The organism is Janthinobacterium sp. RA13 (assembly GCF_000745325.1).
Lineage (GTDB): Bacteria > Pseudomonadota > Gammaproteobacteria > Burkholderiales > Burkholderiaceae_D > Janthinobacterium > Janthinobacterium rivuli.
In genome coordinates this window covers 5848742-5864251 of sequence record NZ_JQNP01000001.1, presented here as the reverse complement: position 1 = coordinate 5864251, position 15510 = coordinate 5848742, and the positions used below count along the sequence as shown (strand labels likewise).

Below are 15510 nucleotides of genomic sequence, written 5' to 3'. Positions count from 1 at the left end.
CCCTTTCGGCATTTATGGTAATCTTTCGATGAAAAGGTTTTCAGAGCACTGACAACCAGCCATTTTGATACCCAGGAATCACCTTGAACGATAGCGCCCACGCTGCTCCCCCTTCCACCCTGCTCGACGTGGCCCGCCAGGCCGGCGTGTCGCCCAGCACCGTCTCGCGCATCCTCAATGGCACGGCCAAAGTGTCCGACGACAAGCGCGATGCCGTGCTGGCGGCCATTGCGCACATGAAATTCGCGCCGAACCAGATGGCGCAGGGGCTGAAGAAGGGCCGCTCGATGACCATCGGCATCGTGGTGCAGGATATTTCCAGCCCCTTCTTCGACGAGAGCCTGCGCGGCGTGGACGATGGTTTGAAGGACACGGGCTATGCCTCCGTCATCGTCAGCGGTCACTGGAATGCGCAGGAAGAGGCCGACCGCATCCGTTTGCTGCTGGCAAGAAAAGTCGACGGCATCATCCTGCTGTCGGGGCGCATCTCGGACGAGAGCGTGCTCGATTTCTCGCAGCAGCGGCCCATCGTCTCGACGGGCCGCCTGCTGGCCACGAAAAGCGCCATCGGCTTCAAGCTCGACAACGAATACGGCGCCTACCTGGCCGTGCGCCACCTGGTTGAACTGGGCCACCGCCGCATCGCGTTCGTGGCCGGCCCCGCCAACAACACGGATGCGGCCGAGCGCCTGACGGGCTACCAGCGGGCGCTGCGCGAAGCGGACATCGCCATCGACCCGAAGCTGATGGTGGAAGGTGATTTCCACGAAGCAAGCGGGATGCTGGCCATGAACCATTTGTTCGATACGCAGCAGCAATTCAGCGCCGTCTTCGCCGCCAATGACCTGTCCGCCTATGGCGTGCGCCTGTGCCTGTACCGCAAGGGCATCCGCGTGCCCGACGATATCTCGCTCGTCGGCTTCGATGACTTGCCCGGCTCGTCCTACACGACGCCGCCGCTGACGACCATCCACCAGCCCCTGTACGACATCGGCCGCATCGCCACGCAAGCGCTGCTGGGGCTGATCAATGGCGAAGCCGTGCAGGCCGCAATACCGCCCCTGGAGCTGATCGTGCGGGAAACCACGCGGCGTATTCGCTAGGCCTGGCGCTGAACGAGAATCACTACGCCAACGGCATCCACAACGCGTGCGGGAATCTGCAGCAATGGCGCATCCGCTTTACAATAGTGGCTCGTTCAGCAAGAATGCTTGGTTCAAGCACGCAAGGCTCAACCCTCCGGCCACAGGCTGGAAGACTCCGAACACTCACCATAAAGGGACATCACATGGAACATACTCTGCCACCACTGCCGTATGAAATGGACGCTCTGGCGCCGCATATTTCGAAAGAAACCCTGGAATACCACTATGCCAAGCATCACCAGGCGTATGTCACCAACTTGAACAACCTGATCAAGGGTACCGAGTTCGAGAACCTGTCGCTGGAAGAGATCATCAAGAAATCGTCGGGCGGCATCTTCAACAATGCGGCGCAAGTATGGAACCACACCTTCTACTGGAACGGCATGAAGCCGGCCGGCGGCGGCGCACCTAGCGGTGCCGTGGCTGACGCGATCAACGCCAAATGGTCGTCGTTCGACAAGTTCAAGGAAGAATTCACCAAGTCGTGCGTGGGCAACTTCGGTTCGGGCTGGACCTGGCTGGTGCAAAAAGCCGACGGCTCCGTCGACATCGTCAACACGTCGAACGCCGGCTGCCCGCTGACCACCGGCGACAAGCCGCTGCTGACCTGCGACGTCTGGGAACACGCCTACTACATCGACTACCGCAACCTGCGCGCCAAGTACGTGGAAACGTTCTGGGGCCTGGTCAACTGGGACTTCGTTGCCAAGAACTTCGCGTAAGCGCCAGTTCCTGTCAACGTAGGGCGAAAAGAAGCCTGCGCCACCCGGCGCAGGCTTTTTTTTTGCCTGCTGAAAGGCACGGCGCTGCGCTACAATCACTGCCCCGCCACCGCTATCTCCCCTGCCCCGATGTCCGCTCGCCTGCTGCGCCGCCTGTTGATCTTGCCCCTGCTGGTGTGCCAGCTGCACGCGTGCGCGGCCGCCCCATCGCCCCTGCTGTCCGACTACACGCACAACGCCTGGGGCGCCTTGCAAGGCGCGCCCGTCGATGTGCTGAAATTCGCCCAGGGCAAGGATGGCTGGCTGTGGATCGCCACGGCCACCGGCTTGTACCGCTATGACGGCGTGCGCTTCGACAGGGTCGACAGCGTGTACGGCCACCGCCTGCCGTCGAGCAATGTGCTGGGCCTGGCCACGCCGGCCGATGGCGCCGTGTGGGTCGGCTACCGCCTCGGCGGCGTCAGCGTCTTTCGCAAGGATGGCGCGCGCACTTACCGCGAGGCGGACGGCTTGCCGCCGGGCGCCGTGTTCCATATCGAGGCAGCGCCCGACGGCGCCATCTGGGTCGGCACGCGCGATGGCGCGGCGCGCCTGGCGCCCGGCGCGGACCGCTTCGTTGCGCAGGCGGCCAACGTCGGCCTGCCCGACAAGCGCGTCTACCAGATCCTGTTCGCCCGCGATGGCACGCAGTGGATGGGCACCATGCACGGCGCTTATTTCCGCAGGCCGGGCGAGACGCACTTTTCCCACGCCTGGCCGCGCACCATCCTCACCAGCATGGATGAAGCGCCCGATGGCGCCATCTGGGCCGTCGATGCACAAAGCAATTACTATCGCGTGCGTACCAGCGCGCCGCGCGGCGATGCGCCCATCCGGCCCGACGCCAGGGGCAACAGCATCCGCTTCGACCGCGCCGGCACCATGTGGCTGATGCAGCCTGACGGCATCGAACGCAAGTTCGACCCTTCCGGCCCCAGCCTGCCGGCCCAGCGCCTGACGCGCCAGAACGGCATCAGCGGCCCGCTGCCGCAAACCTCGTTCCAGGACCGCGAAGGCAATCTGTGGTTCGGCACCTCGACGGGTCTGGACCGGCTGCGGCCGAACCGCCTGACAACCCTGGCCGTTGCCGTGCCCTTCGACCATCCCGGCATGCTGCCGGGGCCCGATGGCGACGTGTGGATCGGCGATTACGTCAGCGACGTGCGCAGCTTTACGGCCGACGGGCTGAAAAAAGTGATACTGAAGGGGGCGCTGGCGGCCAGCCACTGGGCGCCCGACGGCACGCTATGGCTGGGCAACGAGCAGGAACTCCACCATCGCGCGCGCAACGGCGTCATGACGCGCGTGATGACGCCCGTGCAAGGGCTCGATCCGCAGGCGCTGCAGCAGGATCGCTCGGGCGCACTGTGGGCCTCGTTTTCCGGCGGCGGTCTGTTTCGCCTGAACGAAGGAAAATGGATCGCCAACGGCGGCCTGTCCGGCCTGCCCGCGGTGCTGACGACGGCCATGGCGATGGATGGCGCCGGCACCGTCTGGCTGGGCCATGCCGACAATACGGTCAGCCTGGTGGCCGACGGCCAGCGCGCGGGCGCCGTCAAACGGCTCGGCGCGCCCGAGGGTCTGCAGGTGGGCACCGTGTTGCAGCTGTACCGCGATGGCGAGGCGATGTGGGCCGGCGGCGAAAACGGCGTGGCGCTGTACCGCGCCGGCCGCTTCCACACCTTGCGCGGCGCGCGCGGCGCGGCATTTCGCGGCGTGTCGGGCATCGTTCGGCTGCCGGACGGCGACCTGTGGCTGCATGGCGCGGACGGCATAGCCCATATCGGCGCCGCCAGCCTGGCCGCGTGGATGCGCGATGGCAGGGCCGTCGACTCGGAACGCTTCGACGCGCTCGACGGCTTGCAGGGCCATGCCTCGCAGCTGCGCCCCGTGCCGTCGCTGATCCATGCGCCCGATGGCAAACTGTGGTTCTCCACCTCGGCCACCATCGGCATGCTCGACCCGCTGCACATCCGCCGCAACACCCTGGCGCCGCCCGTGCAGATCCACAGCTTGCTGGCCGATGGCGCGCGCTATGCGCTGGACGATGGCAAGCCGCTGCACCTGCCGCAGGGCAGCAAGTCCCTGCAGATCGGCTTCACGGCCCTGAGCCTGTCGATGCCGGAACGCGTGCGCCTGCGCTACCGGCTGGCGGGCGTGGACGCGGGCTGGCAGGAGGCGGTGGGACGCCGCGAAGCCTACTACACCAACCTCGCGCCCGGCAGTTACCGCTTCGAGGTCACGGCCGCCAACGAAGACGGCGTGTGGAACACGCAGGGGGCTGGGCTAGACATCGTCATCGCGCCCGCCTTCGTGCAAACGCCGTGGTTCGTCGTGCTGCTGGCGCTGGGCGCCGCGCTGCTGCTGTATGGCGGCTATGTGCTGCGCATCCGCCACCTGACGCGCAATATGCAGGAACGGCTGCAGGAACGCTTGCAGGAGCGCCTGGCCGAACGCTCGCGCATCGCCCGCTCGCTGCACGACACCCTGCTGCAAAGCGTGCAAGGCTTGATCCTGTCGTTCCATGCGCATGCGGACATGCTGCCCAAGGGCACGCGCGAACGGGCGCGTCTCGACGGCACGCTCAACCTGGCCGACCAGTTGCTGATCGAAGGCCGCGACCAGATCATGGACTTGCGCGCCTCGGCCGAACCGGATGAACTGCGCCTGGCGCTGCAGCAATTTGGCAAGGGCTTGGCCGAGCACCGCGCGCACGCGTTCACCGTGCATGTGAGCGGCACCTGCCGGCGCCTGCAACCGCGCGTGCATGACGAAATCTATGCGATCGCGCGCGAAGCGCTGTTCAACGCCTCGCGCTATGCCGAGGCTGCCAACATCGTGCTGGAACTCGACTATGCGGAACAGGCCTTCACCTTGCGCGTGCGCGACGACGGCTGCGGCCTCGACGACGCCGTGGCGCAGGCAGGCCAGCGGCCCGGCCACTGGGGCCTGGTCGGCATGCGCGAGCGCGCCGCCGGCATCGGGGCCAGCCTGCGCATCGACAGCCGGCCCGGCGCCGGCACGCAGATCGAAGTGAGCGTGCCGGGCCGCCTGGCCTATTGACGTCGCTGGCAGGGAAGTGTTGTAGGATGCGCAAGAGCGCTGCCTTGCGCCGATCCCGCCACCACTCTGTCTGAAAGTACATCATGAAAAAATGCCTGCTTGCCCTGCTCGTGTTTGCCTCCGGTTCCGCCTTCGCCAACTCGGCCTGCGACACGCCGCGCAACGACTTCGACGGTCTGTATTGCCTCAACAAGGTGTATCAGGAAGCGGACAAGGAACTTAACGCCAACTACAAAAAACTCGCCGCCCAGCTCGATGCCGGCGGCAAGCAAAAGCTGAAATCGGGCCAGCTGGCGTGGATAAGCAACCGCAACCAGAATTGCTCCAAACGCGAATCGTCGGGCTTTTATGTGAACCTCGATTGCGCCACCCAGACCACCATCGAACGCGCGCAATTCCTGCAGGACCGCGTGCGCGAATGCGTAAGCGCCGGCTGCCAGAACAGCAAACTGTGAGCTGAACCTGCGCCAGCGCAAACGGGAGCGGGCGGCAAGCGCCCATACTGGCCGCTCCGATGTCTTTCCCGTTTGTGCCATGAGCAAACTCATCGATATTTCCCTGGACCAGTGGGACGCCAGCGGCAGCGCCGCGCAGCAGGCGGCGGCGCTGCAGGCACTCGAAGACGGGCAAGTGCTGCTGCTGCCCCGCCTGGGCTTCTCGCTGCGACAGGAAGAGCATGCCCTGCTGAACGGCGCGGCGGGTAGCGCCAGCAGCGCCAAGAACATCAGCTGGGAAGCGGCGCGCGGCGTGCGCGGCCACGGCGACGCCTGCGATGCGGTCCTGCTGGCCGCGCTGATGCAGCGCTATGCGCGGCACACGCAGCGCCTGTTGGGCGGCTTGCTGCCTGGCTATGTTCCCCATCTGCAGCAAGGCAAGGGCAGCTTTCGTCCCGTGGAAATCGCCGGCAGAGTCAGTTCCTGGCGCAAGGACGATACGCGCCTGCACGTCGACAGTTTTCCCTCCTCGCCCACGCAGGGCCGGCGCATCCTGCGCGTCTTCACCAACATTCATCCGCGCGACACGCCCCGCGTGTGGAAACTGGGCGCGCCATTCGAGCAGGTGGCGCAACATTTCTTGCCCGTCGCGAAGCGTCCGCAACCGGTGCTGGCAGCCCTGCTGCAATGGCTGCACGTCACCAAGTCGCGGCGCACGGCCTATGATCACTACATGCTGCAACTGCACGACGCCATGAAGGCCGACCTCGGTTACCAGGCACAGGTGGAACAGCACACCCATGCGTTCGCGCCGGGCCAGACGTGGATCGTCTTCAGCGACGCCGTATCGCACGCGGCCCTGCGGGGACAGCATGCGCTGGAGCAAACCTGGCTGCTGCCCGTGCACGCCATGGCCGCCCCGCAGAAGTCGCCGCTGGCCATCCTCGAGCGCCAATTGCAACGTCCGCTGGCTTAGCCAGGTTCAGGCCGGCAAACGTGCCGCCTTGAAACGCCGCCACGCCTTGTGCATGCGGCCATCGCTGCCCTGCGCCTGCGCGCGTGCCGCCAGATAACCGCGCACGAAGGCCGCGTGCAGCCGCAGCCCGTCCTGGGTCGACTGATCAAGCTGGCCAGCCTGGTCAGCCTGAACTTCGGGCAATTGCTGCAGCAAGCGGTCGGCCACCTGCACATCGTTGAGCCAGCCCAGTTCATCCTGCAGGGCCGACAAGCGTCCCACATACGGATGCACGGCCCGGCCCGCAAACAGCGAGGCAAAAAATTCCGTCGCGTAGCGCGTCTTCTTGGCCGCGATGCGCACCCGGTGGCGCTGCGGCGGCGTGGCATGCAGCAAGCCCTTGCCGCGCTTCATCAGGCGGCGCTGGTCCTTGCGCAGCGTGGCGCGGGCAAACGGCGAAACGCGCGCGTCCAGGCGCCGCAACTGGCGCACGGAGCAATTGTCGCGCCAGGCGCGCGCCTGCAGCCAGCGTTGCAAGCCCAGCATGCAGGCCGTGTAGCGCGCCGAGGTGACGGCCTGGGCCGCTTGCTCGTGCTTGAGGCGCGCCTGCGCGTGCGCCGCCTCGGCCAGCGCCGCCGCATCCGCCTGCGCCTCGCCGTCGAGTTGCGCCAGGGTATTGCCTGCCAACACATCCCAGTCGCGCGCCTCGCCCAGCGCACCGCCCAGCCACTCGAGTTCGCCCTTCAAGGCGTCCGGCAAGGCCAGCAGGGACTTGAACATGCCCAGCGCCGAACGCAAGCGGCGCAGGCCCACGCGCATCTGGTGCACGCTTTCCACGTCCTCGCCGCCCGCCACGCCATCCTGGTTGCCGCTGACTTGCTCCAGGCAATTACCGGCGATGGCCAGGAATACCTGCTCCACGGACATGGCCGCGTCGAGCGCCAAAGGCTGCGCCTTGACCGCCTGCAGCGGCTGTGACGCCGCGAGACGGTAGCCGCGCTCCGCCTTGCTCATATGGCCCAGCTGCAGCGGCACCTCCTGCAGCAGGGCCAGCGCCACGTCGAACAGGCTGGCCGCCTGCCCCTGCTTCAACTCCAGTTCGATCTCGCTGACGGGCACAGTGCGGACGACGCTATCCGCCCCGTCCGCGCCGCTTTCAATGACACCCTGGTCCAGCACGCATTCGATCTCGTCGCCCTGCGGCGTGCGCAACTGCCATACGGTGCGCTCCATGCGCGTGGTAAACACGGGCCGCAAAGCGTCGCGGATGGCGTCCTGGCGCAGCAGCGCGCGGATGGGCTGCTTGCGGCCGATGGCCGCATCGAGCGCGGCCAGGTCCGGCTGCGGCCCGGGCACCTCGCCTTCCCATTCATGGCGGCTGTGCAAGCCGCCGCTGACGGTACCGCCCGCCTTCAGCGTTTGCACCCAGCGCCCCTCCACCTGGCGCACGCGCAAGCCCGCCTGCTGGCGGCACAGCTGCAAATCGGGCGTATCGACATAGATATCGTGCATCCGCAGCAGCTGCGGCTCACCTTGTGCATACTGCGCCAGCAGCGGGTGCGCGCGCAAACGGGGCACGTCTTGCGGTGCCAGCAACAATTTCAATTCGATTTCCATGACCGCTCCTTGCGAGACTCCTGAACGCCCATTGTAAGGCGCGTCCGGCCGCTCGCAAGGAGCACGCACACCGACCTTGATTTTGCGCGAAAATAAGCGCTTCATTCAACCAGGAGATGCCATGACCTACCACGCCGCCGAGAACCGCTACGACAGCATGCAATACCGCACCTGCGGGCGCAGCGGGCTGAAACTGCCGCTCTTGTCCCTGGGACTGTGGCACAACTTTGGCGACAGCAACAGCCTGGCCTCGCAGCGCGACATGCTGCGCACGGCGTTTGACCTGGGCATCACGCATTTCGACCTGGCGAACAACTACGGCCCGCCGTATGGCAGTGCGGAAAGCAATTTCGGCAAGCTGCTGCGCGACGATTTTTTACCGTACCGCGATGAACTGATCATTTCCACCAAGGCGGGCTGGGACATGTGGCCAGGCCCGTACGGCCAGGGCGGCGGTTCGCGCAAATACGTGTTGGCCAGCCTGGACCAGAGCTTGCAGCGCCTGGGCCTCGATTACGTCGACATCTTTTACTCGCACCGTTACGACGCCGACACGCCGCTGGAAGAAACCATGGGCGCGCTGGCCACCGCCGTGCAGCAAGGCAAGGCGCTGTACGTGGGCCTGTCCTCGTATTCGCCGCAAAAAACGGCCGAGGCGGCCGCCCTGCTGAAGGAATGGAAAGTACCGTGCCTGATCCACCAGCCAGCCTACAACATGCTCAACCGCTGGATCGAGGAAGATGGCTTGCTCGATACCCTGCAGCAAGAAGGCATGGGCTGCATCACGTTCACGGCGCTGGCGCAGGGGCTGCTCAGCGACAAGTACCTCGACGGCGTGCCGCAGGATGCCCGCGTCAACCGCCCCGGCGGCGGTTCGCTGACGCAACAGCACCTGAGCGCGGAAAACCTGGCCCGCGTGCGCGCACTGAACCAGATCGCCGCGCAGCGGGGGCAAACCCTGGCGCAGATGGCGCTGGCCTGGGTGTTGCGCGATCCCCGCGTCACCTCGACCCTGATCGGCGCGAGCAGCAGCGCGCAAATCCGCGAAAACGTGGCCGCGCTGCAGCAGTTGTCGTTCACGGCCGACGAGCTGGCCGCCATCGACGTGCAGGCGCGCGAAGGCCATATCAATCTGTGGGAAGGTCCGTCGCGGGCCGTGTAAGGCGATTATGGCGACAGTGGCGGTGGCAGCAGGGCCAGCAGTTCCTGCGCCACCTGCCGGCGCCGTTCCGGCGTGGCAAAGACGCCCACCGCCACATGCCGGGTAGCATCACGCATATCGTTGATGTGTATCAATTGGCGCGGCCCTTGCGGCACGGCAATGCGCGTGCACCACGGCGCAAAGTGGTGGCACCGGCGGCGCCCGGCGCTGACCTGTTCGATGACCAGCTCGCCGTCGCGCAAGGCGATGTGCTCATAGTCGCGCGCGTGGCGCAGGTAATGCAGCAGGGCGGCGGCCACCAGGATCAATTCGGCGAACGAAAAAACGGGGATGTACCAGAGGCCGCGCAGTGCAAAAGCGGCGGCAATGACGAGGGAAAACAGGCATAGCAAGCCGTAGGCGCGCAGCAACTGGCGCGCCGTCAAGGCACTGTGGCGCGCCAGCAGCCATTGCGGCTGCTCGCGCGAGTGATCGCGTGGCATGGCGCCTCCCGCACTATCGCTCCATCAGCGCAGCGGCCCTTGCCGCCGCCAGGTTCAGCCAGACCGTTCAGCCAGCTTGCGCCCGGCTCAGGCGCCCATGCGCACCAGCGCGTGGCCCACGTGCTGCCACCAGTGATCGCGCGACTTGACCTGTTTCAGGCAAGACGTGTCGATTTCCGCAGGAAACACATGATCCTGGCATGCCTTCGTTTCCAAGGCGTAGCGCTGGTTTTCCGCCGCTGCCAGGGCCACGACGAGCCAGAACGCCAGCGCCAGCAAGATCACCAGCAAGCTCCAGGCCAGGTGATTGGTGTTACTTTTTTCGCCAAAAAACTCGCGCGGCCGCGTCTCGCGGTACATCGACATCAAGTCTTTTTCTTTCTCTTCCGACATCTGCGTTTGCATCCTCTGACATCCTATCCTGTGCCGGCCGGCTGGCCATGGCGGCGTGCACGCCGCCTTGCCCGCATTTTACGCTGATGCCGCAGGAGAGGCGGTAATTCATGGGGGCGATTCGCCATCACCTTCCTCCGCCGGCCGGACGGGCGCCATGCTTTCTACATGGTCGACGTCGATGTCGCCGCCATCGGGCGCCGTATTGCGCGGCTCCACGCCGGCCCGCTCACCGGTGCCGGCCGCATCGCTGTCGTTGTCGAGCTCTTCCGCATCCTGGCCGGGCACGCCCTGCATGTCGCTGCCGCTGTCGGAACTGTCGCTGGGGCCGAGCGCACCCTTGCCATGGCCGCTGCCCAGGACGCGGTCGGGGATGACGGGCAAATTGTCCGGATCGAGTGTGCTGCCGCTCATGGTTGACTCCCGTTGAACAAAAAACCAGCTTACTCCCCTGGCCCGGCCAGCGGCGCACGCCTGCACCGCATTTCCAAGGGGCAAATGCGGCGGCGCACAACTATTTTCATAAATTACTTCACAAATGTACTATTCATTGATATAGTTAATTCAAGTAAGCATCTTCTCATCCAGAAACTGCTTCATCGCCGGCACGGCGCCCACCAGCGCCATGCCGACGAACCGACCGGTACGTGGCGATCCGGCCCATCCACCCAGCCATCATGCACATTTTGGAGTCTTATCATGCAAGCCAAATCACTCATCGCAGCATTGTTTGCCATCACCACCGCCACTTCGGCTTTGGCCCAAAGCGCCGCACCTGCCGCCACGGACAAGCAACTGACGCGCGAGCAAGTCACGGCCGAATACATCCGCGCCCGCAACGCCGGCGAAATCGCCACCAGCGAAGTCGACTATCCGAAAACGCCGGCCACCGCCGCCAGCCAGGTGACGCGCGAACAAGTCATGGCCGAGTTCTACGCCGCCCGCAAGGCAGGCCTGATCCCGCAAACGGAAGCGGACTTTGATATCGCGCATACGATCAAGCAGGTCGTGCAATAAGAAACCAGTCAGCCGGTTTCAGTCACACAGTAGTACACCTCAGTTGCGGCGCAGCACCCGGGCCTACCCCGGCCGGGCCACTCCCGGCGCTCACCGCGGCGAGCTGTCAGCATCGCCCCAACACCACCTTCCGGAGTTCCTGCATGTCCCTGCACCGCCGTTTGCTTGCCGCCAGCCTGATCCTTGCCTTGAGCGCTTGCGCCGACATGGGCCATATCGCGCCGCAATCGGCCATGCTCGACGCCAACAAGCTGCAGGCGAGCCAGGCCATGGATGCCGCCGCCAGCGCCGCCATCGAATGGCCGCGCACGCAATGGTGGCAAGACTTGCATGACCCCCAATTGAACCGTTTGATGGACCAGGCCCTGGCCGACAGCCCCACCCTGCGCGGCGCCCAGGCGCGCGTGCGCCAGGCCGAGGCCTTGGCCGGCGCAGCCGAAGACAAGACCCGTCCACAGGCGGACGCGAGTGTTTCCATCAACCGCGAACTGTATTCCCAGCACGGCAGCACGCCGGCGCCGCTGGCCGGCAATTACGCGTGGCGCAACCAGGCCACCGTCACGGCTTCGTACGACCTGGACCTGTGGGGCCGCAACCGCGCCGCCCTGTCCGCCGCCCTGGGCGACGTGCAAATGGCGTCGGCCGAATCGCAGATGGCCCGCCTGGCCCTAGAAACGGCGCTGGTGCGCACCTACATCCAGTTGTCGTACGAATTCCAGCTGCAGGACGTGATCGAACGCAGCCTGGCGCAGCGCGCCCGCATCCTCGACATCACGCGCCAGCGCAAGGCGGCCGGCATCGGCACCGATATCGACGTGGCGCAGATCGAAAACACTTTGCCGGCCGGACGCCGCCAGCTGGAACAGTCGGCCGAATCGCTGGCCCTGCTGCGCAACCAGCTGGCGGCCCTGGCGGGCAAGGGCCCGGCAGCCGGTGCGGCGCTCACGCGCCCCGTGCTGCGCCTGGACCAGCCGCTGGCCATTCCCGCCGCCCTGCCCGCCGACCTGATCGGCCGCCGTCCCGACATCGCCGCCCAGCGCTGGCGGGTGGAAGCGGCGGCGCAGCGCATCGACGCGGCCAAGGCCGAGTTCTACCCGAACGTGAACCTGGTGGCATTTGCCGGCTTCCAGGCCTTCGGCTTCAGCCATTTTCTTGACGCCAATTCGCAGGTGCGCGGCGCTTCGCCCGCTCTCAGCCTGCCCATCTTTGCCGGCGCCCGTTTGCGCGCCCAGCTGGGCAGCCAGACGGCCGTGTACGACGGCGCCGTGGAGCAATACAACGCTACCGTTATCAACGCCATGTCGGACGTGGCCAATGCCGTCACCCGCGCCCAGTCGCTGGCCAAACAGCACCAGCTGACCGTGCAGGCGCTGGCGACGGCGCAGCGCGCGCGCGACCTGGCGGAAAAGGCCTACAAGGCGGGCATGAGCGACGCCATCGCCATGCTCAACACGCAAGTGGCGCTGCTGGCGGAAGAACAGCAGCAGGCGCAGAATGGGGCGCGCGAGCTCGATCTGTACGTTTCCTTGATGAATGCGTTAGGAGGCGGCATCTGAGCTTGCAATCCTGGCATTGCCCTAGCCCAACAAGATACAATCGGAACTTTATTCACACATGAAGGAATATGACATGACCGCTTTTGACGCCACCTCCAAGCGGCTGCAAAACATCCGCACGCGCATGCCAGGCTTCCCCATGGAACTGATGCGTTTATTGCGCATGACGTACCACATTCAAAAAGGCATGAAGGACCTGACCAACGCCGCGCTGAAAAAGCACGACCTGGTCGATGCCAGCTACATGGTGCTGGCCGTGCTGTACGGCACGGACGACGAAACCTCGAACGCCTGCACCCTGGGCATGGCCTGCCATGAAAAGCCGGCCAACCTGACGCGCGTGTGCAACGACCTGGAAACGCGCGGCCTGATCCACCGCGGCACGCGCCCAGGCGACCGCCGCTCGGTGATGATCTCGCTGACCGACAAGGGCCGCGTGCTGATCGAGACGGCGCTGCCGGACGTGTACCAGGAAACCTCAGCCCTGTACGAAGGCTTCACGGAAGAAGAGCTGCAAGTGCTCGACAAGCTGTACATGCGCCAGCTGCGCAATTTGAACAATCTCAACAACCAGAACTGATAGCCTATCGATGACGCCAGCCACAGCAACAACATCTACGCACGGCCCCCTGAGCCGGGCGGCCCACTGGCTGGCGCTGGCGCTGCAGGACTGGCGCGCGACGGAAGGCGAACGCTGGATCTACGTCGGCAAGACCCTCATCGCCGCATTCTGCGCCCTGTGGCTGGCCTACCGTCTGGGCCTCGATTCGCCCAGCACGGCGATGACCACCACCATCATCCTGGCCCTGCCCAGCAGCGGCATGGTGCTGGAAAAAAGCTTTTACCGCCTGTGCGGCACCCTGCTCGGCTGCACGGCCGCGCTGACCCTGATCGGCCTGTTCCCGCAACAGCCCGTGCTGCTGTTCGCCGGCCTGGCCCTGTGGGTGGGCCTGTGCACGAGCGGCTCGGCCCTGCACCGCAACGCCCAGTCATATGTGTACGTGCTGGCCGGCTACACGGCCTGCATGATCGTGCTGCCCGCCATCGAACAGCCGATGCAGGTGTTCTCGCTGGCCGTCACGCGCGTGGCTGAAGTGAGCCTGGGCATCATCTGCTCGGCGGCCGTCTCCAGCGTGCTGCTGCCGCGCCACCAGGGCACGCAGGTGATGCGCACGGTGCAGGCGCGCTACGGAAAATTCCTCACTTTCTGCCAGGACGTGCTGCAGCAAAAGCTCACGCCGGCGCAGGTGGAACTGACGCATTTGCAGTTTGCCGCCGACGTGGCGGCGCTGGAACTGGGCCGCTCGGCCGCCCTGTTTGAAGTCACCAGCAAAGTGAGCCACGTGCGCGCGCAAAACCGCAAGCTGCACGCCTTCAACGCCACCTTCATGACGGCGCTGACCACCTTCTACACCTTCCACCGCCTGTTCGACCGCCTGCAGCGCGATGGCGAAACCCAGGTCATGCAGGCCTGCGCGCCCCTGTACGCCATCGTCGCCGAAGCGCTGCAAACGACGCCGTCGCAAGACTCGCTCGACACCATGCAGCGGCATCTGCAAACGGCGCTGGGCCAGGCCCGCGCGGACATCGACGGCGCGACCATCGCGCATGCGCAGCGCATCGATTTCGACACCGTGTGCGAGCTGCTCGAACGCTTCGCGCGCGACATCAGCCGCTTTCACGAAGTGTATTTCAGCCTCGTGCACGACACGCCGCTCGATGTGAGCACGCCGCAGGCGTATGCGCCGAAGACGCCGCCCGCGCTGGTGCTCGCCAGCGGCGCGCGCGCCGGCATCAGCCTGGCCCTGCTGGCGCTGGGCGCCTACTTCCTCGCCTGGCCCTACGCCAGCACGGCGATGCTGATGGCGGCCGTGTTCTGCGCGCTGGCCTCGTCCTCGCCGCGCCCCATCCTGATGATCCGCCAGGTGCTGGCAGGCTTCCTCATCGCCATGCCGCTGTCGCTCGTCTGCGTGTATTTCGTGCTGGTGCACGGCGACGGCTTCCCCATGCTGGTCATCAGCTTTGCGCCGTTTCTGGCCGTCGGCCTGTACCTGATGACCAATCCCGCCAAGCTGGGCGTGGGCCTGGGCGTGTCGACCTTCATCACGCAGATGGCGCCGACGAATGTGATGCACGTCGATGGCGCGGCCTTTCTCAACACGGGCATGGCGCTGATCGTCGGACTGATGCTGGCCGCCCTCGTGTTTGCCGTGCTGCTGCCCGAACATACTATGGGCCACAAGGACCACATCGGCCGGGCCCTGTGGCGCGAAGCGCTGCATGCATGCACGGCGCCCGCGCGGCGTGTCAAACACCGCTTCGACAACCGCGTGCGCGACTTGCTCAGCCAGCTCAATGCGGCGGCCGGACCGGCGCCGGGCGAAGCCACGCGCGCCGTCGTGCGCCAGGCCCTGACCCTGCTGGAAATCGGCCATTCCGTGATCGAACTGCGCGAACTGATCGCCACCGCCCGGCCGGGCGCCACGCGCCACGCGCTGCAACAGTGCGTGGACCACATCGCCAGCTGGCTGCGCACGCGCAGCGATACGGCACTGCAGGCGGCGCTGGCCGCCACCCTGCAGGCGGGCGCCGTGGTGCGCGTGGCGCAAACGGAAGCGGGTACGACGCAAGAACGCAGCGCGCGCCTGCAGACGGCGCTGGCCGACCTGCATTCGATCTACACCTCATTACTCGACCATATGGCGCCTGGCGCCGGAGACCACCATGCCGCGTGAATTCGCCCTGTTCGGAATTCTGATTCCCACCCTGCTGCCCCTGTTCCTCCTCAGCATAGCCCTGCAAACCCTGCTTGACCGCGTGCTGGGCTGGCTGGGCGTGTACCGCATGGTGTGGCACCCGTCGCTGGCGCGGCTGTGCATCTTCATCGCCATCTTCGGCGCGCTGGCTTTATCGCTTTACAAATAA

The 15510-nt window shown here is 65.8% G+C and carries 15 protein-coding genes; 11 read left to right on the top strand and 4 right to left on the bottom strand.

All coding sequences use genetic code 11. The annotated features are described in order from the left end of the window. Positions 1-83 precede the first annotated feature (83 nt). The 5 genes from FG13_RS26045 (at position 84) to FG13_RS26025 (ending at position 6379) form a co-directional block, all read left to right on the top strand. Positions 84-1103, top strand: coding sequence for a LacI family DNA-binding transcriptional regulator (locus FG13_RS26045; protein ID WP_035825735.1), 1020 nt, complete (start codon positions 84-86; stop codon positions 1101-1103). A 185-nt stretch (positions 1104-1288) separates the two neighbouring features. Further along, positions 1289-1867 (top strand): superoxide dismutase [Fe], encoded by a 579-nt coding sequence (sodB, locus tag FG13_RS26040; protein WP_035825732.1) that lies wholly within the window; start codon positions 1289-1291, stop codon positions 1865-1867. Between the two features lie 129 nt (positions 1868-1996). Next, a complete protein-coding gene (locus FG13_RS26035) occupies positions 1997-4969 on the top strand; it encodes a sensor histidine kinase (RefSeq protein WP_051959467.1) in 2973 nt (990 codons plus the stop codon). Between the two features lie 83 nt (positions 4970-5052). Continuing rightward, positions 5053-5424 carry a lysozyme inhibitor LprI family protein gene (locus FG13_RS26030; protein WP_035825730.1) on the top strand — a complete coding sequence of 124 codons (372 nt, stop codon included), beginning with the start codon at positions 5053-5055 and terminating at the stop codon, positions 5422-5424. 79 nt (positions 5425-5503) lie between these two features. Continuing rightward, positions 5504-6379, top strand: coding sequence for a Kdo hydroxylase family protein (locus FG13_RS26025; RefSeq protein WP_035825728.1), 876 nt, complete (start codon positions 5504-5506; stop codon positions 6377-6379). A 6-nt stretch (positions 6380-6385) separates the two neighbouring features. On the opposite strand, the gene FG13_RS26020 is transcribed toward FG13_RS26025, so the two are convergent. Next, positions 6386-7975, bottom strand: coding sequence for a CYTH and CHAD domain-containing protein (locus FG13_RS26020; RefSeq protein WP_035825726.1), 1590 nt, complete (start codon positions 7973-7975; stop codon positions 6386-6388). Between the two features lie 121 nt (positions 7976-8096). Here FG13_RS26020 and mgrA point away from each other — a divergent pair, with 121 nt between their 5' ends. Continuing rightward, on the top strand, positions 8097-9137 hold the full coding sequence (mgrA, locus tag FG13_RS26015; RefSeq protein WP_035825721.1) for an L-glyceraldehyde 3-phosphate reductase: 1041 nt from the start codon (positions 8097-8099) through the stop codon (positions 9135-9137). Positions 9138-9142: 5 nt separating this feature from the next. Here the strand turns inward: mgrA and FG13_RS26010 are convergent, their stop codons facing one another. The 3 genes from FG13_RS26010 to FG13_RS26000 form a co-directional block, all read right to left on the bottom strand. Beyond that, on the bottom strand, positions 9143-9619 hold the full coding sequence (locus FG13_RS26010; protein ID WP_035825718.1) for a DUF2244 domain-containing protein: 477 nt from the start codon (positions 9617-9619) through the stop codon (positions 9143-9145). 87 nt (positions 9620-9706) lie between these two features. Then, positions 9707-10024, bottom strand: a complete 318-nt coding sequence (locus FG13_RS26005) for a hypothetical protein (RefSeq protein WP_035825716.1) — start codon at positions 10022-10024, stop codon at positions 9707-9709. Positions 10025-10120: 96 nt separating this feature from the next. Then, the gene (locus FG13_RS26000) at positions 10121-10426 is read right to left on the bottom strand and encodes a hypothetical protein (RefSeq protein WP_035825715.1); all 306 of its coding nucleotides are present in this window, start codon (positions 10424-10426) and stop codon (positions 10121-10123) included. Between the two features lie 285 nt (positions 10427-10711). On the opposite strand from FG13_RS26000, the gene FG13_RS30555 reads away from it, so the two are divergent. The 5 genes from FG13_RS30555 to FG13_RS25975 all read left to right on the top strand — a co-directional run bounded on the left by FG13_RS30555 (position 10712) and on the right by FG13_RS25975 (position 15510). After that, positions 10712-11029: a DUF4148 domain-containing protein gene (locus tag FG13_RS30555; RefSeq protein ID WP_035825713.1), complete on the top strand. Its 318-nt coding sequence runs from the start codon at positions 10712-10714 to the stop codon at positions 11027-11029. Between the two features lie 143 nt (positions 11030-11172). After that, complete coding sequence (locus tag FG13_RS25990) at positions 11173-12585, top strand: efflux transporter outer membrane subunit (RefSeq protein ID WP_035825711.1); 1413 nt, start codon at positions 11173-11175, stop codon at positions 12583-12585. Positions 12586-12658: 73 nt separating this feature from the next. After that, on the top strand, positions 12659-13165 hold the full coding sequence (locus FG13_RS25985; RefSeq protein ID WP_035828768.1) for a MarR family winged helix-turn-helix transcriptional regulator: 507 nt from the start codon (positions 12659-12661) through the stop codon (positions 13163-13165). A gap of 10 nt (positions 13166-13175) precedes the next feature. Then, complete coding sequence (locus FG13_RS25980) at positions 13176-15320, top strand: FUSC family protein (protein ID WP_051959466.1); 2145 nt, start codon at positions 13176-13178, stop codon at positions 15318-15320. Further along, positions 15310-15510 (top strand): DUF1656 domain-containing protein, encoded by a 201-nt coding sequence (locus FG13_RS25975; protein WP_034751763.1) that lies wholly within the window; start codon positions 15310-15312, stop codon positions 15508-15510. Before FG13_RS25980 ends, FG13_RS25975 begins: the two co-directional genes overlap by 11 nt.